At 73.6% G+C, this 22,014-nt stretch carries 25 protein-coding genes; 7 read left to right on the forward strand and 18 right to left on the reverse strand.

What is annotated here, in order from left to right; genetic code table 11:
* Positions 1–112: 112 nt before the first annotated feature.
* Together BRM3_RS06975 and galE are read left to right on the forward strand one after the other, a co-directional pair.
* Positions 113–1,573 carry a GuaB1 family IMP dehydrogenase-related protein gene (locus BRM3_RS06975; RefSeq protein ID WP_263595328.1) on the forward strand — a complete coding sequence of 487 codons (1,461 nt, stop codon included), beginning with the start codon at positions 113–115 and terminating at the stop codon, positions 1,571–1,573.
* Positions 1,574–1,620: 47 nt separating this feature from the next.
* A complete protein-coding gene (galE, locus tag BRM3_RS06980; protein WP_263595329.1) occupies positions 1,621–2,598 on the forward strand; it encodes a UDP-glucose 4-epimerase GalE in 978 nt (325 codons plus the stop codon).
* A 9-nt stretch (positions 2,599–2,607) separates the two neighbouring features.
* Here the strand turns inward: galE and ilvA are convergent, their stop codons facing one another.
* The 3 genes from ilvA to BRM3_RS06995 form a co-directional block, all read right to left on the reverse strand.
* On the reverse strand, positions 2,608–4,014 hold the full coding sequence (gene ilvA, locus BRM3_RS06985) for a threonine ammonia-lyase IlvA (protein ID WP_263595330.1): 1,407 nt from the start codon (positions 4,012–4,014) through the stop codon (positions 2,608–2,610).
* Positions 4,011–4,520 (reverse strand): 2-C-methyl-D-erythritol 2,4-cyclodiphosphate synthase, encoded by a 510-nt coding sequence (gene ispF / locus BRM3_RS06990; protein WP_263595331.1) that lies wholly within the window; start codon positions 4,518–4,520, stop codon positions 4,011–4,013. The genes ilvA and ispF overlap by 4 nt, the downstream gene beginning before the upstream one ends.
* A 67-nt stretch (positions 4,521–4,587) precedes the next feature.
* Positions 4,588–4,881: a PTS sugar transporter subunit IIB gene (locus tag BRM3_RS06995; RefSeq protein ID WP_263595332.1), complete on the reverse strand. Its 294-nt coding sequence runs from the start codon at positions 4,879–4,881 to the stop codon at positions 4,588–4,590.
* Between the two features lie 154 nt (positions 4,882–5,035).
* Between BRM3_RS06995 and BRM3_RS07000 the strand changes: the two genes are divergently transcribed.
* Both BRM3_RS07000 and BRM3_RS07005 read left to right on the forward strand, forming a co-directional pair.
* Complete coding sequence (locus BRM3_RS07000) at positions 5,036–5,797, forward strand: IspD/TarI family cytidylyltransferase (RefSeq protein WP_263595333.1); 762 nt, start codon at positions 5,036–5,038, stop codon at positions 5,795–5,797.
* 52 nt (positions 5,798–5,849) lie between these two features.
* Positions 5,850–6,158, forward strand: a complete 309-nt coding sequence (locus BRM3_RS07005; protein ID WP_263595334.1) for a hypothetical protein — start codon at positions 5,850–5,852, stop codon at positions 6,156–6,158.
* Positions 6,159–6,161: 3 nt separating this feature from the next.
* Here the strand turns inward: BRM3_RS07005 and BRM3_RS07010 are convergent, their stop codons facing one another.
* Positions 6,162–6,857 (reverse strand): 2-C-methyl-D-erythritol 4-phosphate cytidylyltransferase, encoded by a 696-nt coding sequence (locus BRM3_RS07010; protein ID WP_263595335.1) that lies wholly within the window; start codon positions 6,855–6,857, stop codon positions 6,162–6,164.
* A gap of 25 nt (positions 6,858–6,882) precedes the next feature.
* A complete protein-coding gene (locus BRM3_RS07015; protein ID WP_263595336.1) occupies positions 6,883–7,365 on the reverse strand; it encodes a CarD family transcriptional regulator in 483 nt (160 codons plus the stop codon).
* 180 nt (positions 7,366–7,545) lie between these two features.
* On the opposite strand from BRM3_RS07015, the gene BRM3_RS07020 reads away from it, so the two are divergent.
* The gene (locus tag BRM3_RS07020) at positions 7,546–8,109 is read left to right on the forward strand and encodes a hypothetical protein (protein ID WP_263595337.1); all 564 of its coding nucleotides are present in this window, start codon (positions 7,546–7,548) and stop codon (positions 8,107–8,109) included.
* A gap of 12 nt (positions 8,110–8,121) precedes the next feature.
* Here BRM3_RS07020 and BRM3_RS07025 read toward each other — a convergent pair whose 3' ends face one another.
* Together BRM3_RS07025 and BRM3_RS07030 are read right to left on the reverse strand one after the other, a co-directional pair.
* A complete protein-coding gene (locus BRM3_RS07025; RefSeq protein WP_263595338.1) occupies positions 8,122–8,817 on the reverse strand; it encodes a response regulator transcription factor in 696 nt (231 codons plus the stop codon).
* Between the two features lie 5 nt (positions 8,818–8,822).
* Complete coding sequence (locus BRM3_RS07030; RefSeq protein WP_263595339.1) at positions 8,823–10,019, reverse strand: sensor histidine kinase; 1,197 nt, start codon at positions 10,017–10,019, stop codon at positions 8,823–8,825.
* 154 nt (positions 10,020–10,173) lie between these two features.
* Here BRM3_RS07030 and phoU point away from each other — a divergent pair, with 154 nt between their 5' ends.
* A complete protein-coding gene (gene phoU, locus BRM3_RS07035; RefSeq protein ID WP_263595340.1) occupies positions 10,174–10,851 on the forward strand; it encodes a phosphate signaling complex protein PhoU in 678 nt (225 codons plus the stop codon).
* A gap of 62 nt (positions 10,852–10,913) precedes the next feature.
* Here the strand turns inward: phoU and BRM3_RS07040 are convergent, their stop codons facing one another.
* From BRM3_RS07040 to BRM3_RS07065, 6 genes are all read right to left on the reverse strand, one after another.
* Positions 10,914–11,297 carry a DUF4235 domain-containing protein gene (locus tag BRM3_RS07040; protein ID WP_263595341.1) on the reverse strand — a complete coding sequence of 128 codons (384 nt, stop codon included), beginning with the start codon at positions 11,295–11,297 and terminating at the stop codon, positions 10,914–10,916.
* A gap of 70 nt (positions 11,298–11,367) precedes the next feature.
* On the reverse strand, positions 11,368–12,453 hold the full coding sequence (locus BRM3_RS07045) for an LCP family protein (protein ID WP_263595342.1): 1,086 nt from the start codon (positions 12,451–12,453) through the stop codon (positions 11,368–11,370).
* Positions 12,453–13,259 carry a tRNA (guanine(46)-N(7))-methyltransferase TrmB gene (gene trmB / locus BRM3_RS07050; RefSeq protein WP_263595343.1) on the reverse strand — a complete coding sequence of 269 codons (807 nt, stop codon included), beginning with the start codon at positions 13,257–13,259 and terminating at the stop codon, positions 12,453–12,455. The genes BRM3_RS07045 and trmB overlap by 1 nt, the downstream gene beginning before the upstream one ends.
* A complete protein-coding gene (locus BRM3_RS07055; protein WP_263595344.1) occupies positions 13,252–13,686 on the reverse strand; it encodes a QcrA and Rieske domain-containing protein in 435 nt (144 codons plus the stop codon). Before BRM3_RS07055 ends, trmB begins: the two co-directional genes overlap by 8 nt.
* Before the next feature lie 91 nt (positions 13,687–13,777).
* Positions 13,778–15,220 (reverse strand): family 20 glycosylhydrolase, encoded by a 1,443-nt coding sequence (locus tag BRM3_RS07060; protein WP_263595345.1) that lies wholly within the window; start codon positions 15,218–15,220, stop codon positions 13,778–13,780.
* Positions 15,221–15,309: 89 nt separating this feature from the next.
* Positions 15,310–15,687 carry a carbohydrate ABC transporter permease gene (locus BRM3_RS07065; RefSeq protein ID WP_318152453.1) on the reverse strand — a complete coding sequence of 126 codons (378 nt, stop codon included), beginning with the start codon at positions 15,685–15,687 and terminating at the stop codon, positions 15,310–15,312.
* Positions 15,688–15,746: 59 nt separating this feature from the next.
* Here BRM3_RS07065 and BRM3_RS07070 point away from each other — a divergent pair, with 59 nt between their 5' ends.
* Positions 15,747–16,385: a sensor histidine kinase gene (locus BRM3_RS07070; protein ID WP_263595346.1), complete on the forward strand. Its 639-nt coding sequence runs from the start codon at positions 15,747–15,749 to the stop codon at positions 16,383–16,385.
* A 66-nt stretch (positions 16,386–16,451) separates the two neighbouring features.
* On the opposite strand, the gene def is transcribed toward BRM3_RS07070, so the two are convergent.
* Genes def through BRM3_RS07095 form a run of 5 tightly spaced genes read right to left on the reverse strand, consistent with a single transcriptional unit; the run spans position 16,452 to position 22,004 of the window.
* Positions 16,452–17,018: a peptide deformylase gene (gene def, locus BRM3_RS07075; RefSeq protein ID WP_263595347.1), complete on the reverse strand. Its 567-nt coding sequence runs from the start codon at positions 17,016–17,018 to the stop codon at positions 16,452–16,454.
* Positions 17,015–18,157 (reverse strand): YihY/virulence factor BrkB family protein, encoded by a 1,143-nt coding sequence (locus tag BRM3_RS07080; protein WP_263595348.1) that lies wholly within the window; start codon positions 18,155–18,157, stop codon positions 17,015–17,017. Before BRM3_RS07080 ends, def begins: the two co-directional genes overlap by 4 nt.
* Before the next feature lie 31 nt (positions 18,158–18,188).
* Positions 18,189–18,800 (reverse strand): biotin transporter BioY, encoded by a 612-nt coding sequence (locus BRM3_RS07085; RefSeq protein WP_263595349.1) that lies wholly within the window; start codon positions 18,798–18,800, stop codon positions 18,189–18,191.
* Between the two features lie 46 nt (positions 18,801–18,846).
* Entirely contained in the window at positions 18,847–21,372 is a 2,526-nt protein-coding gene (locus tag BRM3_RS07090) for a glycoside hydrolase family 65 protein (RefSeq protein WP_263595350.1), read from the reverse strand.
* Positions 21,369–22,004 (reverse strand): HAD family hydrolase, encoded by a 636-nt coding sequence (locus BRM3_RS07095; protein ID WP_263595417.1) that lies wholly within the window; start codon positions 22,002–22,004, stop codon positions 21,369–21,371. The genes BRM3_RS07090 and BRM3_RS07095 overlap by 4 nt, the downstream gene beginning before the upstream one ends.
* Positions 22,005–22,014: the final 10 nt, after the last annotated feature.

The raw sequence follows: 22,014 nt of genomic DNA on the forward strand, positions 1-22,014 counted from the left end.
GCCCACCCCGTCAATGCGGTGAAGATGACGTGAGGGTCGTGCCGCGCCGGGCCCGGCGCGGCACGACCGGACAGGGCAGGGCAGGGCGCCCGCGGCCTCGTACCCTGGACCCATGCGCCTTCTGCACAGCCCCGCGACCGACCTCACCTACGACGACTGCTTCTTCGTGCCGTCGCGCTCCGCGGTGACCTCCCGCTTCGACGTCGACCTCGCCACGGACGACGGCACGGGCGCCACGATCCCCGTGATCGCGGCGAACATGACGGCCGTCTCGGGCAAGCGCATGGCCGAGACGATGGCACGGCGCGGCGGCCTCGCCGTGCTCCCGCAGGACCTCTCCCTCGAGCGCCTCGTCGAGATCGTGCGCCTGGTCAAGCGGCGCGACGTGCTCGTCGACCACCCGCTCACGCTCGCTCCCGCCGGCACGGTCGGCCAGGCGCGGGCGCTGCTGCCCAAGCGCGCCCACGGCCTCGTCGTCGTGATCGACGCCGACCGGCGCCCGCTCGGCGTCGTCTCCGAGCAGGAGCTCGCGGGCCGCGACGCGTTCACGGCGGTCGAGGAGGTCATGGTCACCGACCCCCTCACGCTCAGCCCCGAGGAGGCCGCGGGCGACCCCGCGCAGGTCCACGCCCGCATCGGCGCGACCCACCATGAGGCGGCCCTCGTGCTCGAGGCCGACGGCTCCCTGCGCGGCGTGCTGACCGCGCGCGGCGTGCTGCGCTCGACCATCTACACGCCGGCCGTCGACGGGCAGGGCCGTCTGCTGATCGCGGTCGCCGTCGGCATCAACGTCGACGCGCCCGCCCGTGCCCGGGCCCTCGTGGACGCGGGGGCCGACGTGATCGTGCTCGACACCGCCCACGGGCACCAGGACCGCATGATCGAGGCGGTGCGGGCCGTGCGCGCCGAGATCGGGGAGCGCTCGTCCACGTCGGTCCGGCTGGCCGCCGGCAACGTCGTGACCGCCGAGGCCACGCGCGACCTGGTCGAGGCCGGCGCCGACATCGTCAAGGTCGGCGTGGGCCCGGGCGCCATGTGCACGACGCGCATGATGACCGGCGTGGGCCGTCCCCAGTTCTCGGCGGTCCTGGAGTGCGCCGAGGCGGCGCGCGGCCTCGGCGCCCGGATCTGGGCCGACGGCGGCGTGCGCCATCCGCGCGACGTCGCGCTCGCGCTCGCGGCGGGGGCCTCGAGCGTCATGATCGGCTCGTGGCTCGCGGGCACCTTCGAGTCCCCCGGGGACCTCCACGTCGACGAGAACGGGCGGCGCTACAAGGAGAACTTCGGGATGGCCTCCAAACGGGCCGTCTCCTCGCGCACGGCGGCCGACGACTCGTTCTCGCGGGCTCGCAAGGCGCTGTTCGAGGAGGGCATCTCGACCTCGCGCATGTACCTCGCCGACGGGGCCGGGAGCGTCGAGGACCTGCTCGACTCGATCACGGCGGGGGTCCGCTCCTCGTGCACCTATGCGGGCGCGCGCGATCTCGACGAGCTCCGCGAGCGGGCCGTGATCGGCCTGCAGAGCGCCGCGGGCTACGCCGAGGGACGGCCGGTCGCGACCTCCTGGAGCTGACGCGGATCGGCCCGTCGGGCGCGGGGCCCGTCCGATACCCTGGGCCCATGACGACTCTCGTGGTAGGCGGCGCCGGGTACATCGGATCGCACGTGGTGCGACTGCTCATCGAGCGGGGCGAGGAGGTCGTCGTGGTCGACGACCTCTCGACCGGCTTCGCGGAGCGCACGCGGGGCGCCGACCTCGTGACCCTCGACGTCACCCGCCCCGACGCCTCCGAGAAGATCGCCTTCCACCTGCGGGCCTCGGGCGCGGACTCCGTGATCCACTTCGCCGCCCACAAGCAGGTCGGCGAGAGCGTGCAGCGCCCCGAGATGTACTGGCACGACAACATCGGTGGCCTGGCCAACGTGCTCTCCGCGTGCGAGAACGCGGGCGTGCGGGACGTCGTGTTCTCCTCCTCGGCCGCGGTCTACGGGGTCCCGGACGTCGACCTCGTGACCGAGGAGCTCGCCCCGAGCCCCATCAACCCCTACGGCGAGACGAAGTTCGTGGGGGAGTGGATGCTCGCCGACGCCGAGCGCGCCCACGACATGCGCACCGTCGCCCTGCGCTACTTCAACGTCGCGGGCGCCGGCTGGCCCGAGCTCGCCGACACCCAGGTCATGAACCTCGTGCCGATCGTGCTCGAGGCGCTCGCCCGGGGCGCGGCGCCGATCGTGTTCGGCGACGACTACGACACCCCGGACGGCACCTGCATCCGCGACTACGTGCACGTCGTGGACCTGGCCGAGGCGCACATCGCGGCGCTGGACTACCTGCGCGGCGACGAGCGGCCCCACCGCGTGTTCAACGTCGGCACCGGTACCGGGTCGAGCGTGCTCGAGGTGCTCGACGCGATCTCCCGCGCGACCGGCGAGCAGATCACGCCCGAGATCGGGCCGCGCCGCGCGGGCGACCCCGCCCGCCTGGTCTGCTCGAACGAGCGGATCCGCGAGACGCTGGGCTGGAAGAGCACCAAGACGCTCGACGACATCGTCGCCTCGGCCGTGGCCGCGCGCCGCGGCACCCCCGCCGGGAGCTGAGGCCCCGCCTCACGTGAGGTAGCGGTACATCGGACCCGCCGGGTCCACCCGCTCGATCTCCATGTTGGAGGCGGCCATGCGCGCCAGCAGGGGGGCGAGGTTCTCGGTGGCCCCGAGCTCGAGGCCCACGAGCGCCGGCCCCGTCTCCCGATTGTTGCGCTTGATGTAGTCGAACAGCACGATGTCGTCGTCCTCGCCGAGCACCTGGTCCAGGAAGCGCCTGAGCGCCCCCGGCTCCTGGGGGAAGGTCACGAGGAAGTAGTGCTTGAGGCCCTCGTGCACGAGGGAGCGCTCGACCACCTCGTTGTAGCGGGACACGTCGTTGTTGCCGCCCGAGATGACGACCAGGATGCCCTCGCCCGCGTCGGCGGCGGCGTGCGCCACCGCCCCCGTCGCGACCGCCGCGGGGGCCAGCGCCCCCGCGGGCTCGGCGATGATCCCGTCGGTCTGGTAGAGCGCGAGCATCTCGGTGCACACCGCGCCCTCGTCGACGGCGATCAGCTCCGGCCGCTCGCGCAGCACGACGCGCAGCGGGTCGGCGCCCACGCGGCGCACGGCCGCGCCGTCGACGAAGCGCTCCATCTCGTGCAGGGCGACGGGGCGCCCCGCGCGCACCGCGGCCGCCATCGAGACCGCTCCCGCCGGCTCGACGCCCACCACGTGGAGGTCCGGGTCGCGCTCGGCGAGCCATGCGAGGCTGCCGCCCAGCAGGCCGCCGCCGCCCACGGGCAGCACGACCGTCGAGACCTCGCGGCCGTTGTCCTCGCGGATCTGCTCGAGGGCCTCCGCGACGACCGTGCCCTGGCCGGCCATCACGACGGGGGAGTCGAAGGGCGGCACGAGGGTCGCGCCCGAGCGCTCGACGTCGGCGGCGGCCGCCTCGGCGGCGTCGTCGAAGGTGTCCCCGGTCATCACGAGCTCGACGCGCTCGCCGCCGAGCGCCACGATCCGTTCGCGCTTCTGCCGCGGCGTGGTCGAGGGGATGTAGATGCGGGCGTCGACCCCGAGGGCCCGGCACGCGTGGGCGACGCCCTGGGCGTGGTTGCCCGCGCTCGCCGCGACCACGCCGACCCGGCGTCGCTCCTCGTCGAGGGAGTCGATGAACAGGTAGGCCCCGCGCAGCTTGTACGAGCGCACCGCCTGGAGGTCCTCGCGCTTGAGCCACACGGGCGTGCCCGCGATCTCCGAGAGCCGCTCGGACAGCTCGACGGGGGTGCGGCGTACGACGCCGCCGAGCCGGGTGCGGGCCTCGTCGACGTCACGGGCCGTGAGCGGGGCGGCGGGCGTCGGGCCGGCCGGCGGCACCACGGCCTCCGGGACGGGGGCCGCTGCGGCGGACTCGTCCTCGGGTCGCGCGGCCGTCGCGTCCCCGGTCACGCTCGCGGTGACCCGGACCTCGTGCTCGTGGACGCTCATGCCCGCTCTCCCGTCGTGCGGACCGCCACGACGGCGGTCGCGATCGCGGCGATGCCCTCGTCGCGCCCCGTCAGCCCCAGCCCGTCGGTCGTGGTGCCGGCGAGCGCGACGGGAGCGCCGAGCGTCTCGGACAGCAGCGCGGTGGCCTCGGCGCGGCGCGAGGCGAGGCGCGGCCGGTTGCCGATCACCTGGATCGCGACGTTGCCGATGTCGAAGCCCGACTCGCGCACGATGCGGGCGGTCTCGGCGAGCAGGGCGCAGCCCGAGGCCCCCTCCCACTCGGGGCGCGAGGTGCCGAAGTGGGTGCCGAGGTCCCCGAGGGCCGCCGCCGACAGCAGCGCGTCGCATGCGGCATGGCATGCGACATCGGCGTCCGAGTGGCCGCTCAGCCCGCGCTCGCCGGGCCACGAGAGCCCGGCGATCCACAGCAGACGGCCCGAGCCCTCGGGCGCGAAGGCGTGGATGTCGGTGCCGACGCCCACGCGGGGCAGGCCGATCGAGGTCATGGGGTCTCCTGACGGGACGGAGGGTGAGATGACGGCGGCACGGGCCCGCGGGCCGGCGCCGGCGGCGTCAGGCCGGGCCGTCGAGCTGGGCGAGCAACCGGTCGATGTCGGAGAACGTGACATCGGGCGTGGTCTGCAGCAGCAGCGGCATGCCGGAGACGACGGGAATGCCGAGGGCCGGCGGGATCTCCACGGTCGAGACGACGATGTCGGCCCGGAAGTCCGGCGACAGCAGGTCCATCACGGTCGCGCTGACCACGCGGGCCGGACGGTCGACCGCGTCGAGGTGCTCGCGCACCCGTGAGGCGATGAGAGCGGAGGTCGCCACCCCCGCGCCGCACACGACGGCGATGGTGCGCATGCTGTGCCTCCTTCGTGGATGGATGCCGGGCCCCCGGGTGTCACGCCGGCGGCGACGCCTCGTCGGGACCGGGCCCGGCTCCCGATTGTTCCACGTGGCGCCGGTCGCATCCAGGGACGTCCGCGCGCGGGGCCCGCGCGGCTAGTATTCCGGCGTGAACTCCCCGCATCGGCACCGCTCGCGCCGGCCCCGCGCCGCCCTGGCCGCCGGCGTCGTGCTCGCGGGCGGGACCGGCAGCCGAGTGGGCGCCGAGATCAACAAGGCGTTCCTGCAGCTCGGCGGCCGTGCCCTGGCCGGATGGGGCCTCGCGACCATGGGGGCGGTCGAGGGCATCGGCCCCCTCGTGTTCGTGGTGCGGCCCGAGGACCGCGCCCACGCCGAGGCAGTCGTCGACCGCGGCCTGCGCCAGCGGGTCGAGGTGATCGGCGGGGGCCGCACGCGCCAGGAGTCCGAGCTGATGGCCCTGCGCCACCTCGCCGACCGGATCGACGCCGGGGCCGTGCACACCGTGCTCATCCACGACGCCGCCCGCCCCCTCGTCTCGCGCGGGCTCGTGGCCGCGGTGCTCCACGCGGCCATGGAGAGCGGGGGAGCGGTGCCCGCCCTCCCCGCGCACGACATCGCCGCGGCGGGCCCCGACGCGACCCTCGCCCTGCCGCCCGAGCGTGCGCACGCCCTGCTGCGGGTCCAGACCCCCCAGGGGTTCCGGGCCGACAAGATCCTCGACGCCTACGAGGCCGCGGCGCGCGACGGCTTCGTCGGGACCGACACGGCGTCGTGCGCCCAGGAGTACACGGACATCGAGACCACCTGGGTGCGCGGCGAGGAGACCAACTTCAAGATCACCTACGCCCAGGACCTGCTGCTGGCCCAGGACGTCGTCGCGGCCCAGCGGCTGGTCCCGCGGTGGGGCTGAGCGACCACGTAGGCTGGAGGGCACGGATCGTGCGCGAGGGACAGGAGCGGTGATGGCGGTCGAGGAGAGCTTCCTGCGCTGCACCGTGTGCGATCGCGAGGCCGAGCACGAGGTGGTCTACGCCGGGCGCTTCGTCACCCAGATCGTATGCACCCACTGCGGCGCCGTGACCCGGCTCGACGTGAGCGACAGCTACCTGCCGGATCTGCGCGACCGCATCTCGACCAAGCCCCGGCGGGTCGCCTCCGTCTTCCGCGACCATCCGGTCTCCTCGGCCACGAGCCTGCCCGGCCGTCTGCTGTCCAAGCCCCGCCGGATGGCCGACGAGGTCGTCGCGGTGTGGCGCAACCGCCGCCGCTGAGCCTCAGGGCTGAGGCCGGGCGCGCACGGTGTCGCGCGCGAGCCCGAGGGCGATCTGCGCCTGCCACAGGCTGAGCCGGTCGCTCACCGGCTCACCCCGATGGCTCCCCGGCACCCGGCGCACGCGCGCCCCGAGGGCGAGCGCCCGCAGGATCTCGTCGTCGGGGCCGGCGTCGGTCACGAGCACCTCGGCGAGCAGCGACCGTCGCAGCAGTCGCGGGGACTGCAGCGAGGTCAGGCCGTCCCGGTCGACGTTGTGCAGGCCGCCGCTCGGGGCGTCCGCCTTGACCGAGTCGGTGACCGCGACCCCCGGCGCGACCGCGTCCACGTCGTCGGTCAGGCCCTCGAGCACCGCCTCGATCGTCTCGGGCGGCGTGAGGGCGCAGCTCGCGTCGTGCACGAGGAGGGCGCCGGCCTCGGCCGTGCCCGCATGCTCGAGCGCGCTCGCGAGGGCGGCCAGACGTCCGCCGGGGGCGGCCGGGACCGCCTCGCCCCGCTCGCCGAGCAGGCGGGCGACCGCGGCGAGATGGGACGGCGGGGTCAGCACGAGCGCGGGCGCCGGGCAGGCCTCGCCGAGGTTCAGCAGCAGGCGGTCCAGCAGCGTGACCCCTCCGAGCGGCAGCAGGGCCGGCACGGGGGCGTCCACGAGGTCGCCCTGCTCGAGGGCGAGCACGAGCGGCCGCACGGAGGTCACGGGCATGTCGGGGGTGGCGGCGGGCGCCGGCTCAGGAGGCCAGGACCTCGTCGAGGATCGACTCGGCGTTGGTCTCGTCGGTCTTCTCGGCGAGCGCGAGCTCGGAGACGAGGATCTGCCGCGCCTTGGCGAGCATGCGCTTCTCGCCCGCCGAGAGCCCCCGGTCCTGATCGCGGCGCCACAGGTCGCGCACGACCTCGGCCACCTTCTTGACATCGCCCGAGGCGAGCTTCTCGACGTTCGCCTTGTACCGGCGGGACCAGTTGGTCGGCTCCTCCGTGTAGGGCTGGCGGAGGACCTCGAAGACCTCGTCGAGCCCCTCCTTGTCCACGACGTCCCGCACGCCGACGAGGTCGACGTTGTCGGCGGGCACCTCGATCGTGAGGTCGCCCTGGGCGACCTTGAGCTTGAGGTAGGTGCGCTCCTGCCCCTTGATGGTGCGGGTCTTCACCTCTTCGATGAGGGCGGCTCCATGGTGGGGGTAGACGACGGTTTCGCCGACGGCAAAGTTCATGTGACAGGTCCCTTTCGTCGGATCCAGTCTACCACCGCCCTGGTGTGCTACTATCCGCCGCCCATCCTGTCCGGACGCCTCCCCGGGAGGTGAGCAGGGGTGCGTTAGGCTGGCCCGGTGCGCGCGAGCGCACCGTCCCCACCCCGCGCGGCAGCCCCGCGCTCCCTGCCAGGAGAGACCGTGAAGATCGTGCGCCGCCCCCGCCGTTTCGCCCTGTCCGTCGCCGCCGTCGCCCTCGCGCTGACCGCGTCCGGCTGCGCGTACTTCAACGACACGCAGACGCACGACTTCTACCAGGCGGCCGACGGCACCAACGCGAACGAGACCGGGCTGGGCGTGCGCAACGCCGTGCTCGTGGTCGACGACGCCGGCAACGGCACCCTCTACGCGACCGCGGTCAACAACACCGACCAGGACGGCACCGTCGAGCTGTCGGGCGCGTACGAGGGCGCCACGGTCTTCTCGACGAGCGTCGAGGTCCCGGCCGGCGGAACCGTCGCCCTCGGCGGCGAGGGCGACCAGTCCGTCACCGCGACCGCCGTCGAGGCGCCGGCCGGCTCCATCATGCAGCTGACCGTGACCGCGTCCGGCCAGGAGACGACCACCGTCTCGCTGCCGGTCCTGGACGAGTCCCTGGCCTACTACCGCACCGCCGAGCAGGGCGGGGAGTCCACGACGCCCGCCGTCGCGCCGACCGAGTCCGCGACCGCCGCGGCCGACGAGACCTCCTCCTCGCAGGGCTGAGGCCCGGCGCGCTCAGCGCTCGCCGGCCTCGAACTTGTAGCCGAGCCCGCGCACCGTCACGAGGTGCACCGGGTTCTTGGGATCGCTCTCGATCTTGGCGCGCAGGCGCTTGACGTGCACGTCGAGGGTCTTGGTGTCGCCCACGTAGTTGGCGCCCCACACCCGGTCGATCAGCTGCGAGCGCGTGAGGACCCGGTCGACGTTGCGCAGGAGCAGCTCGAGCAGCTCGAACTCCTTGAGCGGGAGGGGCACCTCCTCGCCGCGGACCGTGACCACGTGGCGGTCCACGTCCATCGTGATGCCGCCGCCCGTGAGGGTCGCCTCCTCGTCCTCGCCCTCGGCGTCCTGCCCGCGACGGCGCAGGACCGCCTTGATCCGGGCCAGCAGCTCGCGCGAGGAGTAGGGCTTGGTCACGTAGTCGTCGGCGCCGAGCTCGAGGCCGAGCACCTTGTCGAACTCGTCGTCCTTGGCCGTCAGCATGATGACCGGCACGCTCGAGGTGCGGCGGATCTCCCGGCACACCTCGGTGCCGCTCATGCCCGGCAGCATGAGGTCGAGCAGCACGAGGTCCGCGCCCTGGGCAAAGAAGAGGGCCAGGCCGTCCGTGCCGGTGTCGGCCACCGCCACCTCGTAGCCCTCCTTGCGCAGGCTGTAGGACAGCGGGTCGGAGAAGGACTCCTCGTCCTCGACGATCAGGATGCGGGTCATGTCCTTCAGTCCTCCAGGTCGAATGCGATGTGGCGGGGCGCCGCGGAGGCCGGGATGGTCTCGGTGCGCCCCATCTCGGGGATGCGCAGGGTGAACGTCGAGCCCTCGCCGAGCCGCGAGGAGGCCGTGACCTCGCCGCCGTGGTCCGAGGCGATGTGCTTGACGATGGCCAGGCCCAGGCCGGTGCCGCCGCGGGCGCGCGAGCGGGCCCGGTCCACGCGGTAGAACCGTTCGAAGATGCGTCCGAGGTCCTCGGACGAGATGCCCATGCCCTCGTCGGCCACGACCATCTCGACCATGCCCCCTGCGCGGCGCACGGAGACGCTGATGCGGGTGTCGGGCTCGGAGTACATGATCGCATTGGCGATGAGGTTGGACAGGGCCGTCGTGAGCCGGGCGGCCGAGCCGTAGACCTGCAGACCCGTGGTCCCGCCCACCGTGACCTCGATGTGCGAGCCCAGCGCGACGTTGCGATGGGCGGCGACGGCCTCGCGCACGACCGCGTCGACGTCGACGGCGCTCGCGTCCGGGAGGAAGGAGGTGCCCTGCACGCGGGAGAGCTCGATGATCTCCTGGACCAGGTTGGCCAGGCGGCGGGACTCGGTCTGCATGCGCTCGGCGAAGCGTCGCACCGCGTCGGGGTCGTCGGCGGCGTCCTCCATGGTCTCGGCCAGCAGGGTGATGGCGCCGACGGGGGTCTTGAGCTCGTGGGACACGTTGGCCACGAAGTCGCGGCGGGTCTCCTCGACGCGCTCGGCGCCGGTCAGGTCGTCGGCCAGGAGCAGCACGCCGTGGCTGCCGAGCGCTCCCATGCGGACGTCCATCACGGCGTCGCCGTCGCCGCGGTGGCTGCGGGGGAGCGTCATCCGCTCGTCGCGGAAGCCGCCGTTGCGGCCGACGTCGGCGGCGAGCTCCATGAGCTTCGTGCTCGCCAGGCGGGGGTAGTCGCTCCCGGTCGCGCGCACGAGCCCATAGGAGTAGGCCAGCGGGCTCGCGCGCAGGACGTCGCCGGCGGAGTCGAGCACGACGTAGGCGGAGGTGAGGATCGACAGGACCTCGGCGGCCGCGGCCGGCACGAGCGGCGCGGGACGCTCCTCGACGCTGCCCTTGCGGCGTGCGCTGCGCTGGAGCGCGACGGCGGCGGCCACGCCGATCACGAGACCGATGAGGCCGGCCAGCAGCAGGAGGACAGCGGTGGGCACCGTCACAGCCTAGGGCGCGACGGGGCCGCCCGACCACCGCGGGGCCCGGCGCGACGCACTCGACCTCAGGAGTTCACCCCGCCTCTCCCGCTCGTTCACGCGGCCGTGGGAGGCTCCCTGGCGGACGCCACCCCACCGACGCGAGAGAGCACCCATGCGCGAGGCATTCCACAGCGACCTGCAGACCATCGGAGCGCACCTGACCCGGATGTGCACGCTCGTCGAGTCGGCCGTGGCCGACGCGTCGGCCGCGCTGCTCGAGGTCGACCTCTCCCTCGCCGAGCGCGTGATCGCGGCCGACGTGCACATCGACGAGCTGCAGGTCGACATCGACGAGAGGGCCGTGGACCTGCTCGCGCGGCAGTCGCCCGTCGCGACCGACCTGCGCGTGCTCGTCTCGGCCCTGCGCATGAGCGCGACGCTCGAGCGGATGGGCGACCTCGGCGAGCACATCGCCCTGATCGCCCGGCGCCGCCACCCCGAGCCGGCGCTGCCCGAGGCCGATCGCGAGGACTTCCGCAGGATGGCCGAGCTGACGGTCGCGGGCATCCGGGACGCGCAGCGGGTCATCGAGGAGCGGGACCTCGCCCTCGCCGCCGAGGTCGAGAAGCGCGACGCCGAGATCGACGACCTCATGCAGCGCATCTACGCGCGGCTCGACCGCGACGGCTCCGCGTACACCACGGCGCAGGTCACGGACCTGACGCTGCTCGGACGCTTCTACGAGCGGCTCGGCGACCACGCCGTGTCCCTCGTGCGCCGGATCGGCTTCCTCGTCACCGGGACCACCGTGGACCCCCGGTCGAGCGCGACCGACGTCGACGACATCTGACCCGCGGACGCGCGAGGGCCCGTGCCGCCGGCGGCGGCACGGGCCCTCGCGGTCTGTCGCGGTCAGCCGCGGTTGGGATCCGGACGGCGCTCGACGAGGTGCTGGGCGCCGCGCTCGGCCCCCCGCTCGGCGAGCATGCGCAGCCCCTGGATCGCGACGCCGGACAGGACGGCCCACAGCACCATCTTCCACACCGGGATCTCGTCCATCGGATCGGTGATCTGCGCGATCTCGGCGCGCGAGGCGCCGTCCTTCTTGGCCTGCTTCCGCTCGGCCTTGACGTCCTTGGCGCTCTGCTTGGAGACCTTGTCGGTGGGAGCGTCCTCGCCGAACAGGGCGCTCCAGCCGCGCTGGAGAGCCTGGTTGGCGACGAACGCCGCGGCGAGCCCGGCGCCGGTCACGGCTAGGCGCACGAGCGGGTTGGACGAGTGGGACGAAGCGGCCATGCGGTCCTCCTGAAGGGGTCGGTCGGTCCGGGCGGGTCCGGTCGCGGGATCGGGCCGAGGCCCGGCGCGGTCAGCTGCCGCCCGCGTGAGCAGAGTAGTACGCGTGCATGTCGTCGTCCCTGATCGCGGCCCGGAACGCGTCCATCGCGGCCTCGTCGGTCCCGACCACGCTCGCGCCTCCGCTCGTCGTGGTGGGATCGCCGTGCGGCACCTCGAGGTAGAAGATGTCGGAGTTGCGGACGTCGCGCAGCTCGGCGGCGAGGCCCACGATGGCCGACGGCGTGAGCGCCGAGTCGATCGTCATGTACGGGGCGATCGTGTCGACCAGGCCCTTGATCTTGATCGGGTCCGAGAGGGTGTCGGCGGAGATGACCTTGTCGGCGAGAGCCGCGACGAGCGCCCGCTGGTGACGGTTGCGCCCGAAGTCGCCGTCGGGGAGGTTCTTGCGCTCGCGCACGAACGCGAGCGCCTCTGCGCCGTCCATGTGCTGGACGCCCTGGGTGAAGCTGTAGCTGCCGCTCCTGGTCTCGAAGGACTGGTCCACGCGCACGTCGACCCCGCCGAGGGAGTCGACGAGCCCCTCCACGCCGTCGAAGTCGATGAGCGCGACGTGGTCGATCCTGACCCCGACGTAGTTCTCGACCGTGGTGACGGTGAGCGGGACGCCGCCGTACGCGAGGGCCGAGTTGATGCGCCCCTTGCCGTGGCCGGGGATGTCGATGTAGAGGTCGCGGGGGAAGGAGGTGACGTAGACGGACTTCTTGTCGGCGCTCACGTGCACGAGCATCACCACGTCCGAGCGCTGCCCCTTGACCTCCTGGCCCTCGGCGGAGTCGGGGTCGCGGCGGTCCGAGCCGAGCAGCAGGTAGTTCTGGCCCGCGCCCTCGGTCTGCGAGCTCGAGGGCAGCCCCACCTGCACGGACTTGGTGTAGAAGGAGCGCTGCAGCGAGAACAGGTAGCCGCCCGCCACGAGCGCGGCGACGAGCACGAGCACGCCCACGCTGCCGAGGACGATGAGGATGCGGCGACGGCCGCGACGACGGTCCCGGCGGGCGTCTTCCGGGTTCTCCTCGAAGTCGTCGAGCATGTCGTCGCTCGCGGCGCCGGACGCGCCGTCCGCGGCATCGTCGAGGGCGTCACGCTCGGATCGGCGCATCAGTGCTCCTCGGGGTCGGTCCGTTCGGTGCGACGGTACGCGAGGTCCCACACGAGGCGTCCCGCGTCGTGCGCCTTGCGCTCGAAGCTCGTGAGCACGCGCCCGTCGAAGCGGGGCGCCCAGCCCGTGACGGGCAGGTCCTCGGGCAGGGGGTCCGACGCGGTCCCGGCGGGGCGCGGGCCGTCGGCGCTCAGAGTAGCCCACCGCGCGTCGGCGTCGAGCACGCGACGCATGTGCCCCGCGTACTCGGCCCAGTCGGTCGCCGCGCGCAGCGCCCCGCCGGGGGCGACGAGGGACGCGAGCACGTCGAGCAGGGGAGGTGAGAGGAGACGGCGCTTGTGGTGCTTGAACTTGTGCCAGGGATCGGGGAAGAAGACCCACACCTCGTCGATCGCGCCGGGCGGCATGAGGATCGGCAGGGAGTGCAGGGCGTCCAGCGGCAGCAGGCGCACGTTGTCGGGCGAGCCCGCGCGCTCGAGCCGGTCGAGGGTCTGCGCGATCCCGGGCACGTAGACCTCGAAGGCGAGGTGGTCGCGCTCGGGGTGGGAGGCCGCGGCGGCGGCGATGTTCTCGCCCTGGCCGCTGCCGATCTCGACCACGAGCGGCGCGCGACGGCCGAAGACGGCGACAGGATCGAGCCGGGCGTCGTCGGCGGGCAGCGTGTCGCGCTCGCCGGGGGCGACGTCCAGGACCCACCGGTCGTGCGAGCGGTCCCACGCGTCCTGGCGGCTGCGGCTCAGGCGCGAGCCGCGGCGCACGAAGGAGACGACGTCCCGACGCGGCCGGGGCTGCTCGTCCTCAGACACGGCGCACCGTGTCCCCGTCGACCTCGACCTGCACGGCGGGCAGGGGGGTGGAGGCCGGTCCCTCGAGCACGTCGCCCGTCGCGGCGTCGAAGCGCGAGCCGTGGCACGGGCAGTCGAGCTCGTCGCCCTTCTTGGCGACCGCGCAGCCCTGGTGCGTGCAGTAGCCCGAGAAGGCCGTGACGTCGGTGCCGGTGCCGCGGACGACGGCGACGAAGGGCCGCTCGCCGCCGAAGTTCACGAGCGTGGTCGCGTTCTCCGGCAGCGCGGACAGCGGCACGGCGTCGTCGGTGGCCCGCACGGGATCGGCGTCGCCGAACCCCTCGTCCGACGGGCCGCAGGCCGCGAGTCCGCCGGCTGCGCCGGCCCCGAGGCAGAGGGCGCCGAGCGCGCGGCGGCGGGACAGGCGGGGCGGGGGCGCGGCGTTCACCTCTCCAGGCTAGCCGCGCTCACGCCCCGCGATCGCTCCCAGGCGACCGCGCGGTCACGTGACGTGCGCCGCCGCGCGGAGCACGGGCCCGTCAGCGGGCGCGGCCGATCGCGGCGTCGAGCGCGGCGAACTCGTCGTGCGAGAGACGGCTGCCGCCGTTCCTCGCGCGCTCGGCCAGGGCGCGCAGCGGACGCCGGATCCCCTCGGCGATCTGCTCGGGGGTCTGCGCGTCCGGACGGTCGGCCCAGACGGCGAAGGAGGCGCCGAGCAGCTGCTCCGGGTACGGGGAGGGGATCTCCTGGCGGGTGCCGTCCGGGAGGGACGGAAACAGCCCCGGATGCCAGTCGGCCTCCCAGATCCGCTCGCTCGTGGGATAGCGGTAGCCCGCGTTCTCGCCCAGCACGTAGTAGAACAGGCCGTCGTGCAGGTTCACGACGTCGTGGCCGGCCTCGAGAGCGGCGGTGAGCGGCCGCATCGACCGGTTCCAGTTGGTCCACCATGCGAGCTGCACGTCGGCGTCGAGCGGGACGGCCGCGCCGCGCAGCATCCCGTCGTTCCACACGCGGGGCGTGAACCCCGCGTCCCGCACGCGGGCGGCGACGGTGTCGACGAAGGCGGTGAGCAGGTCGAAGCCGGTCGCGCCGGCGCCGTGCGCGGCGACGGCGCCCTCGGCGAGGGCGGGGTAGTCGTCCATCCGGTCGAAGTCGACGAACTCGTCGCCGCCCAGGTTCCACACCGTGCTCGCGGAGAACAGCTCCGTGAACTCGTCGACGAGGGCGAGGGCGAAGCGCACGGCCTCGGGGTTCGTGATGTCGAGCGCGTGCTCGGTGGGCAGCTCGGGGGTCGCGGCCGGCGGGAGGCGGAGGTCCGGGTGCGCGGCGAGCGCGTGGCGCAGATGGCCGGGCATGTCGAGCGACGGGACCACGCGGATGTGCAGGTCGCGCGCGAGGGCGAGCAGCTCCCGCGCCTCGGCGGTCGTCACCCGCTCGGCCGACACGATCTCGGGGAAGGTCGCGCACTCGAGACGGAAGCCCTCGTTCTCCGAGAAGTGCCACTGGAAGGTGTCGATCCCGACGTCGGCGAGGTCGTGCAGGAGCTCGGCGATCCAGGCGGCGTCGACGTGCTTGCGGGCCGCGTCGAGGTGCAGGCCGCGCTCGCCGACCGCGGGCCGCGAGCGCACGACGGCCCGCGGCACGGCGTTGTGGGCCCGCAGGTTGTGGAGGAGCTGCCGGGTCGCGCGGAACAGGCCGGCGGCAGTGGCGGCCGTGACCTCGACGTCGTCCTCGACGCGGAGCTCGAAGCCCTCGCCGGCACCCTCGCCCAGACGCAGGGTCACGCACGTGGCCGCGTCGGGCGCGACCGGGATGCCCAGGGCGTCGAGCTCGGCGGCGAGACGCTCGGCCTCCCGCTGCGCGCCGGGGTCCGTGCGCGCCCGGCCCGCCGTCTCGACGCGGACGGCGCGGGGGCGCCAGAGGCCGCCCGTGATCTCGAGGGAGGTGGGCTGGGGGAGGGCGGCCCACGCAGGGGTGCTCATGATGTCTCCGATCGGGGGGGGAGGTGGGGAGGATGCGGATCGGCCCCCTCCGCGGATCGCGCGGAGGGGGCCGACGGGGGAGCGAGGGGTCAGCCCTTGACGCTGCCCTCCTCGACCCCGCGGAAGAAGTGCTTCTGCAGGGCCGCGAACAGGATGATGATCGGGATCAGCGCGATCATCGTGCCCGCCGCGATCACTCGCGGATTGGCCGAGAAGTTCGAGCTCAGGTACTGCATGCCCACCGTGAGCGTGTACTTGTCGGGGTCCGAGAGCACGACGAGGGGCCACAGGAAGTCGTCCCATGCGCCGATGAAGGCGAACAGCGCCACGACCGAGACCATGCCCCGCACGTTCGGCCACACGATGGGGCGCAGCCGCTGGAAGGTCGTCGCGCCGTCGATCGTGGCCGCCTCGAGCGTCTCCGGCGGGATCATCCGGCAGGCGGCCGCCATGAGCAGCACGTTCACGGCGCCGATCGCGCCGGCTCCGGGCCGGCCGGCGCCGCCGGGACGCGACGGACGCCGCGGTGCGTGCGGAGCGCGAGGCGCACCGCCGCTTCCTCGCCCGGCTCGACCACGAGCTCAAGAACCCGGTCACGGCCATCCGCTCGGCGCTCGCCGTCGGGTCCGAGCTGCCCGCCGAGAACGCCCGCATCGCCTCCGCCCAGGCCGCGCGGCTCGCGACGCTCGTGGGAGAGCTGCGCGCCCTCACCGCGCTCGAGACCCGGCCGGTCGAACAGGCGCGCGTGGACCTCGCCGCCGTGGTCGCCGAGGAGGTCGCCGCGGTGCGCGACGAGCTCGCCGCCCGCGGCCTCGCGCGCGAGATCAGCACCGTGCTGCCGACCGTGCCGTGGCCGCTGCCCGCCGTGCTCGGGGACGCCGACCTGCTCGCGGTCGCGGTGCGCAACGTCGTGCTCAACGCCGTGAAGTACTCCGATCAGGGGGCGCGCATCGAGGTGCGGGGCACCGACTCCGACGGCCTCGTCACCCTCGAGATCGCGGACACCGGCTGGGGCATCCGCGTCGAGGATCAGCCCTTCGTCTGGGACGAGCTGTGGCGCGCCCAGGACGCCCGCCGCGTCGAGGGCAGCGGCCTCGGCCTCTCCCTCGTGCGGGTCGTGATCGAGCGCCACGGCGGCCGGGTGGCCCTGCGCTCGCAGCCGTGACGCGGCACGAGCGTGCGCCTCCAGCTGCCGCCGGCGCCCCCGGCATGAGGCGGTGACGCCCCGGCGTCACACCTCGTCGGCGGCTTGACGGGTCGGGTCCCACGAGACGAGGGAGCGGTCGCGCCATCCCCGGCGCCGCACCGCGTCGAGCGCCTCGCGGCGGGCCGCGGGGGAGAGGCGGTCGAGGTAGAGGCGGCCGTCGAGATGGTCCACCTCGTGCTGGAGGCAGCGTGCGAGCACGCCGCCCGTGTCCTCGACCTCGACGGGACGCCCGTCCACGTCGGTGCCGGTCACGCGCGCCCCGCGATGGCGGGCGGTCGGGAAGCCCTCCCCGGGCACCGACAGGCAGCCCTCGAGGGTCTCGTCGTCGAGCTCGAGCGGCCCGAAGCGCTCGAGCACGGGGTTGATGACGTGCCCGGTGCGCAGCACCCCGTCGGCGTCGGTGCACGAGTACACGAAGATGCGCCAGCGCGCCCCCACCTGCGGGGCCGCGAGCCCCGCCCCGTCGGCGGCCTCGCACGTCTCGACCATGTCGGCGACGAGCGCGTGCAGCTCGGGGGTGATCTCCCGGACCTTGCGCGCGCGCTGGTCCAGGGCGCGGTGGCCGATGATCGTGATGGGCCGGATGGTCATGAGTCCTCTTCGGGGGCGGGATCGGGGCGGGCGGCGGCACGGATCGCGCGCGAGTACCGCGCCGAGGGGTTGACGGCGAGGGGGCTGGACGCGTCCACGACCCACACGGAGCGGGGGCGCCGCAGGGGCTCGCCCGTCCGGACCGCCTCGACGACCTCGCGCGCGAGCTCCTCGTAGTCCTCCGCGGTGGTTTGCAGGTACTCGAGCGAGTGGCTCGCGTGCGGCTCCAGTACGATACGGTCCCACGCCGCGAGCCCGAGGGCCAGCTGACGGGCGCGCAGGAACTCGGCGTCGAGGGCGGCGCCCGCGACGATCACGATGTTGGCCAGCCACAGCAGCAGGAGGATCGCGACCAGGCCGTTGAGCGCCGTGATCACCTCGGAGAAGCGGGTCGCGAGAGAGGCGAGGCGACCGACCACGAGCGCCGAGCCGAACAGGACGAGCACGCTCAGCACCGAGCCGAGGGTCATCGGCCGGTAGCGCGGCAGCTTGACGTTGGGGAACAGGTAGTAGGCGAGCGAGACCCCCAGGATCAGCAGCACGAGCAGCACGGGCCACTTGACGAGGTTCCATGCCGCGAACGCGCCGCTCGGGATCCCGGCGTACGCGCCGAGCCGCTGGGACCACTCGCCCCCGATCGTGACCACGAGGGTCGCGAACACGACCATCGAGACGATGACGAGGGTCTCGCCGAACACGATCGTGCGGAACCACAGGAAGGGGCGGCCCTCACGCGTGTCGTACACGCGGTGCAGGGCGCGGTGGAAGGCCGCCACCCCGTTGGACGCCGAGATGAGGGCGCCGATCGTACCGAGCAGGAAGGCCGTCAGGCCGCCGCCGGTGCGGGCCATGGACAGGATGACCCGCTCGTACGGCTCGGGGTCGACCGACGGGAAGATCTCGTGGACGAGGTCCCCGAGCGTGTCGACGGTCTGCTGCTGGATGCCCATCAGGCTCACGAGGGAGACCATCGCGATGGCCGCCGGGAACACCGACAGCAGGGTGTAGAAGGTCATGGTCCCCGCCACGTCCCACACCTGGATGTCGAGCAGGCGCATGCGCACGCGGCGCAGCACCTCGAGCACGCTCATCCGGGGACGGGCGAGCGTCACCTCGCGGCGGGGAGCGCGGCGGGCCATGACGGCGACGGGGGAGCGGGGAGGAGCGGACTCAGACGCGGCGGACGGCGTCGACCGCGCGCCACGCCGCCGGCAGCAGGAGGGCCGCCGCGACGGCCTTGATGACGTCCCCGATCAGGAACGGGACGACGCCGAGCACGATCGCGGTCGGCAGGTCCGCGCCGGTGGCGACCATGAGCCACGGCACGCCGGCGACGTAGACGAGAGAGGTCGCGACCGACGCCGCGAGGCCGGTGCGCAGCACGGAGCGGTCGGCGCCGCGCCGGGCGGCCCATCCCAGGGCGACGCCCGCGAGCAGGTAGCCGACCACGTAGCCGAAGCTCGCCGTCGCGATGCCGCTCGTGGCGCCCTCGGCCAGGACCGGGGCGCCGACGGCCGCGAGCACCATGTACAGCCCGATCGAGGCGAGCCCGCGCGCGGGGCCGAGGGCCGCGCCCACGAGCAGGGCCCCGAAGGTGCCCAGCGTGAGGGGCACCGGCGTGAAGCCGAGCGGGATCGACACCTGGCTGACCAGGCTGAGCACGATCGTGCCGGCGAGCACGAGGGCGATCTCGCGCACGGCCGCGCCGCCCCGGGTGCGGACGACGGGCAGCGGGAGGACGTCGGCGAGGACGGGACGGGAGGACGGGGTCAGTGCGGTCACGGGGTTCTCCTGGGGTCGAGGTGGGGGCGGGTGGCGGGCTGCGCGGTCAGGGGACCTCGCTCGCCGCCGTGCGGAACTCCCACGGGGCGTCGGGGTCGGGGATCTCGGAGGTGATGATCGAGCCGTCCGGACGATTCTCCCCGATCCCGGGCATGTCCCTCAGACGGGCGTCGTCGAGGTGGGGCCCCTGGTCGGCGAGCGGCACGGTCGTGCCCGCCGCGGTCACCCGCGCGGTCTCGCCGCGCACAGCGACCTCGAGCTCCTCGCCCTCGACGAGGGTGAAGGAGATCGCCTCGGGGCGCACGAGCACCCGGAAGCGCGAGCCGCGGACGGTGAGCGGGAAGGAGATCTCGTCGAACTCCTCGGGCAGGCGCGGATCGAACGTGATGTCGCCGTTCTCGTGGCGCATGCCGCCGAAGCCCTGCACGAGGCATGCCCACACCCCGCCCGCGGAGGCGATGTGCACGCCGTCGGCCGTGTTGCCGTGCAGGTCCGCGAGGTCCACGTACAGGCCCTCGTGGAAGTAGTCGAGGGCCGCGTCCTGGTGGCCCACCTCGGCCGCGACGATCGACTGCACGACGGCCGAGAGCGTCGAGTCGCCGGTCGTGATGGGGTCGTAGTACTCGAAGTCGGCGAGCTTGGCCTGCTCGGAGAATTCCGCGCCGCGCAGGAACAGGGCGAGCACCACGTCGGCCTGCTTGATCACCTGGAAGCGGTAGATCACGAGCGGGTGGTAGTGCAGGAGGAGGGGGAAGGAGTCGGGCGGCGTGTTCGCGAGGTCCCACACCTCGCGGTCGAGGAAGCGGTCGTCCTGCGGGTTGATGCCCAGGGTCGGGTCGAAGGGGATGAACATGCCCTCGGCGCACGCCTCCCACTCCTCGACCTCCCCGTCGTGCAGCTCGAGGTCGGCGACCAGCACCCGGTGGGCGTCGGGGTCCGTCAGCTCGAGATCGCGCACCGCGTCGGCGGCGCGCTGGAGGTTGAAGCGCGCCATGACGTTCGTGAACAGGTTGTTGTTGACGACCGTCGTGTACTCGTCGGGCCCCGTGACCCCGTGGATGTGGAACTCCGAGGTGCCGTTGGTGCGCCAGAAGCCGAGGTCGGCCCACATCCGGGCGGTCTCGACGAGCACGCGCACCCCGTCGCGGCGACAGAACTCCAGATCGCCCGTGACCTCGACGTACGTGGAGATCGCGTAGGCGATGTCGGCGTCTATGTGGTACTGCGCGGTGCCCGCCGCGTAGTAGGCCGACGCCTCCTCGCCGTTGATCGTGCGCCACGGGTAGAGGGCGCCGCGCTGGGTGAGGTCATGGGCGCGCTCGCGCGCCTTGGGCAGCAGGTTCACGCGGAACCGCAGGGCGTTGCGCGCCCACTGGGGGGTCGTGAACGTCAGGAACGGGACCACGTAGACGTCGGTGTCCCAGAAGTAGTGGCCCTCGTAGCCCGAGCCCGTGAGCCCCTTGGCCGGGATCCCGGCCTGGTCGGCGCGCGCGGAGGCCTGGGCGAGCTGGAACAGGCACCAGCGGATCGCCTGCTGGCGGCCGGGATCGCCCGGCACCTGCACGTCGGTGCGGTCCCAGTAATCGGCGAGGTAGGCCCTCTGCTCGCGCTCGAGCTCGTCGAAGGTCGTGTCGCGGACCCGGTCGAGCGTGCGCCGGCAGCGGTCGAACAGCTCCCGGTTGGGCAGGGTGCGCGAGGAGTGGTAGGCCACGGCCTTGCGGATCGTCATGGTCGAGCCCGCGGTCATGCGGGTGCGCAGGATCGCCCGCCCCTGGTCGGGCCGCGTGTCCATGATCTTCTCGACGTCGAGCGAGGTCTCGATTTCGTGGTCGGCCCCGACCGCGAGCGTGATGCCCGAGCGCGCGGCCCGGTAGCCCAGCAGCATGCGGCGGTCGCTGTGCCAGTCGCCGCGCGGCTCGAGCACGCGGTGATCGAAGGCGGTCGTGCGGCGCGGGTCCTCCTTGTGCCCGGGATGCGGGTCGGACGGGGCGGGCGCCGGCTGCGCCCCGAACTCGTCGTGGAGGTCCTGGCGGTTGATGACCTGGGACGACACGACGACCGGGGCCGAGCCCTCGAGCATCGTGATCTCCATCGTCATGAGCGCGAGGTGACGCTGGGTGAAGGACACCATGCGGGAGGTGCGCACGCGCAGTCGGGCGCCCGTGGGGGTGTGCCACACGAGGTCGCGCCGCAGCACGCCCTCGCGGAAGTCGATCCAGCGCTCGTAGGACTCGATGTCGGCGGTGGCCAGCAGGAGCGGCTCGTCGTCGACGTAGAGCTTCATGACGGTCGAGTCCGGGACGTTGACCATCGTCTGGCCGGTGGTCGCGAAGCCGTAGGCGGACTCGGCGTGGTTGATCTTCCAGGTCTCGTGGAAGCCGTTGATGTAGGTGCCGTGCTCGGCGGCCTGCCGGCCCTCCTCGGGCGTGCCGCGCATGCCGAGGTAGCCGTTGGCGACCGAGAAGATCGTCTCGAGCAGGGCCAGGTCCGCGCCGGGCCGGGACTCGACCAGGCGCCACTCGTCGGCGGGCAGGTGCACCCGGTCTATCGGGTCGGCGCTCGGCGCGATCATGCGAGCTCCTCGAGGTCCTCGACGACGACGGTCGCGCCCGCCGCGGCGAGCGCGTCGCGGCCCGCGCCGCGGTCCACGCCGACCACGGCGCCGAAGGGGCCGGCCGCCCCGGCGGCGACCCCGGAGACGGCGTCCTCGTAGACGACCGCGTCGCCGGGGTCGACGCCGAGCTCGCGGGCGGCGTGCAGGTACGTGTCGGGCGCGGGCTTGCCGGGCAGCGCGAGCCCGGCCGCGACCGTGCCGTCGACGACCACGGGGAAGCGGTCGCGCAGGCCGGCGCCGCGCAGCACCTCCTCGGCGTTGCGCGAGCTCGAGACGACGGCCAGGAGCGCGTCGGGGGCGAGCGCGTCGAGGTAGGCGACGGTGCCGGGATAGGGCGCGACGCCCTCCTCGCGGATCATCGTGAGCACGAGCTCGTTCTTGCGGTTGCCGAGGCCGCACACGGTCTCGGCGTCGGCGGGGTCGTCCGGGGAGCCCTCGGGCAGCTCGATCCCGCGTGAGGCGAGCACGCTGCGCACCCCGTCGTAGCGGGGGCGGCCGTCGACGTGCGCGAAGTAGTCGGCGTCGGTGTAGGGCGCGGAGACGCCGCGCCGCTCGAGCTCCTCGGAGAACATCCGGGCCCACGCGCGCATGTGGATCGTC

The organism is Brachybacterium huguangmaarense (genome assembly GCF_025725725.1).
Classification (GTDB): domain Bacteria; phylum Actinomycetota; class Actinomycetes; order Actinomycetales; family Dermabacteraceae; genus Brachybacterium; species Brachybacterium huguangmaarense.

Excerpts from the sequence above, each read along its gene's own strand:
- BRM3_RS07025 (WP_263595338.1), bottom strand. The coding sequence starts at position 8,817 with ATGACCCGCATCCTGATCGTCGAGGACGAGGAGTCCTTCTCCGACCCG.
- BRM3_RS07015 (WP_263595336.1), bottom strand. The coding sequence starts at position 7,365 with ATGAACTTTGCCGTCGGCGAAACCGTCGTCTACCCCCACCATGGAGCC.
- BRM3_RS06975 (WP_263595328.1), top strand. The coding sequence starts at position 113 with ATGCGCCTTCTGCACAGCCCCGCGACCGACCTCACCTACGACGACTGC.
- def (WP_263595347.1), bottom strand. The coding sequence starts at position 17,018 with ATGACCATCCGGCCCATCACGATCATCGGCCACCGCGCCCTGGACCAG.
- galE (WP_263595329.1), top strand. The coding sequence starts at position 1,621 with ATGACGACTCTCGTGGTAGGCGGCGCCGGGTACATCGGATCGCACGTG.
- BRM3_RS07005 (WP_263595334.1), top strand. The coding sequence starts at position 5,850 with ATGGCGGTCGAGGAGAGCTTCCTGCGCTGCACCGTGTGCGATCGCGAG.
- BRM3_RS07060 (WP_263595345.1), bottom strand. The coding sequence starts at position 15,220 with ATGAGCACCCCTGCGTGGGCCGCCCTCCCCCAGCCCACCTCCCTCGAG.
- BRM3_RS07080 (WP_263595348.1), bottom strand. The coding sequence starts at position 18,157 with ATGGCCCGCCGCGCTCCCCGCCGCGAGGTGACGCTCGCCCGTCCCCGG.
- BRM3_RS07090 (WP_263595350.1), bottom strand. The coding sequence starts at position 21,372 with ATGATCGCGCCGAGCGCCGACCCGATAGACCGGGTGCACCTGCCCGCC.
- BRM3_RS06995 (WP_263595332.1), bottom strand. The coding sequence starts at position 4,881 with ATGCGCACCATCGCCGTCGTGTGCGGCGCGGGGGTGGCGACCTCCGCT.
- phoU (WP_263595340.1), top strand. The coding sequence starts at position 10,174 with ATGCGCGAGGCATTCCACAGCGACCTGCAGACCATCGGAGCGCACCTG.
- ispF (WP_263595331.1), bottom strand. The coding sequence starts at position 4,520 with ATGACCTCGATCGGCCTGCCCCGCGTGGGCGTCGGCACCGACATCCAC.
- BRM3_RS07040 (WP_263595341.1), bottom strand. The coding sequence starts at position 11,297 with ATGGCCGCTTCGTCCCACTCGTCCAACCCGCTCGTGCGCCTAGCCGTG.
- ilvA (WP_263595330.1), bottom strand. The coding sequence starts at position 4,014 with ATGAGCGTCCACGAGCACGAGGTCCGGGTCACCGCGAGCGTGACCGGG.
- BRM3_RS07045 (WP_263595342.1), bottom strand. The coding sequence starts at position 12,453 with ATGCGCCGATCCGAGCGTGACGCCCTCGACGATGCCGCGGACGGCGCG.
- BRM3_RS07095 (WP_263595417.1), bottom strand. The coding sequence starts at position 22,004 with ATGCGCGCGTGGGCCCGGATGTTCTCCGAGGAGCTCGAGCGGCGCGGC.
- BRM3_RS07010 (WP_263595335.1), bottom strand. The coding sequence starts at position 6,857 with ATGCCCGTGACCTCCGTGCGGCCGCTCGTGCTCGCCCTCGAGCAGGGC.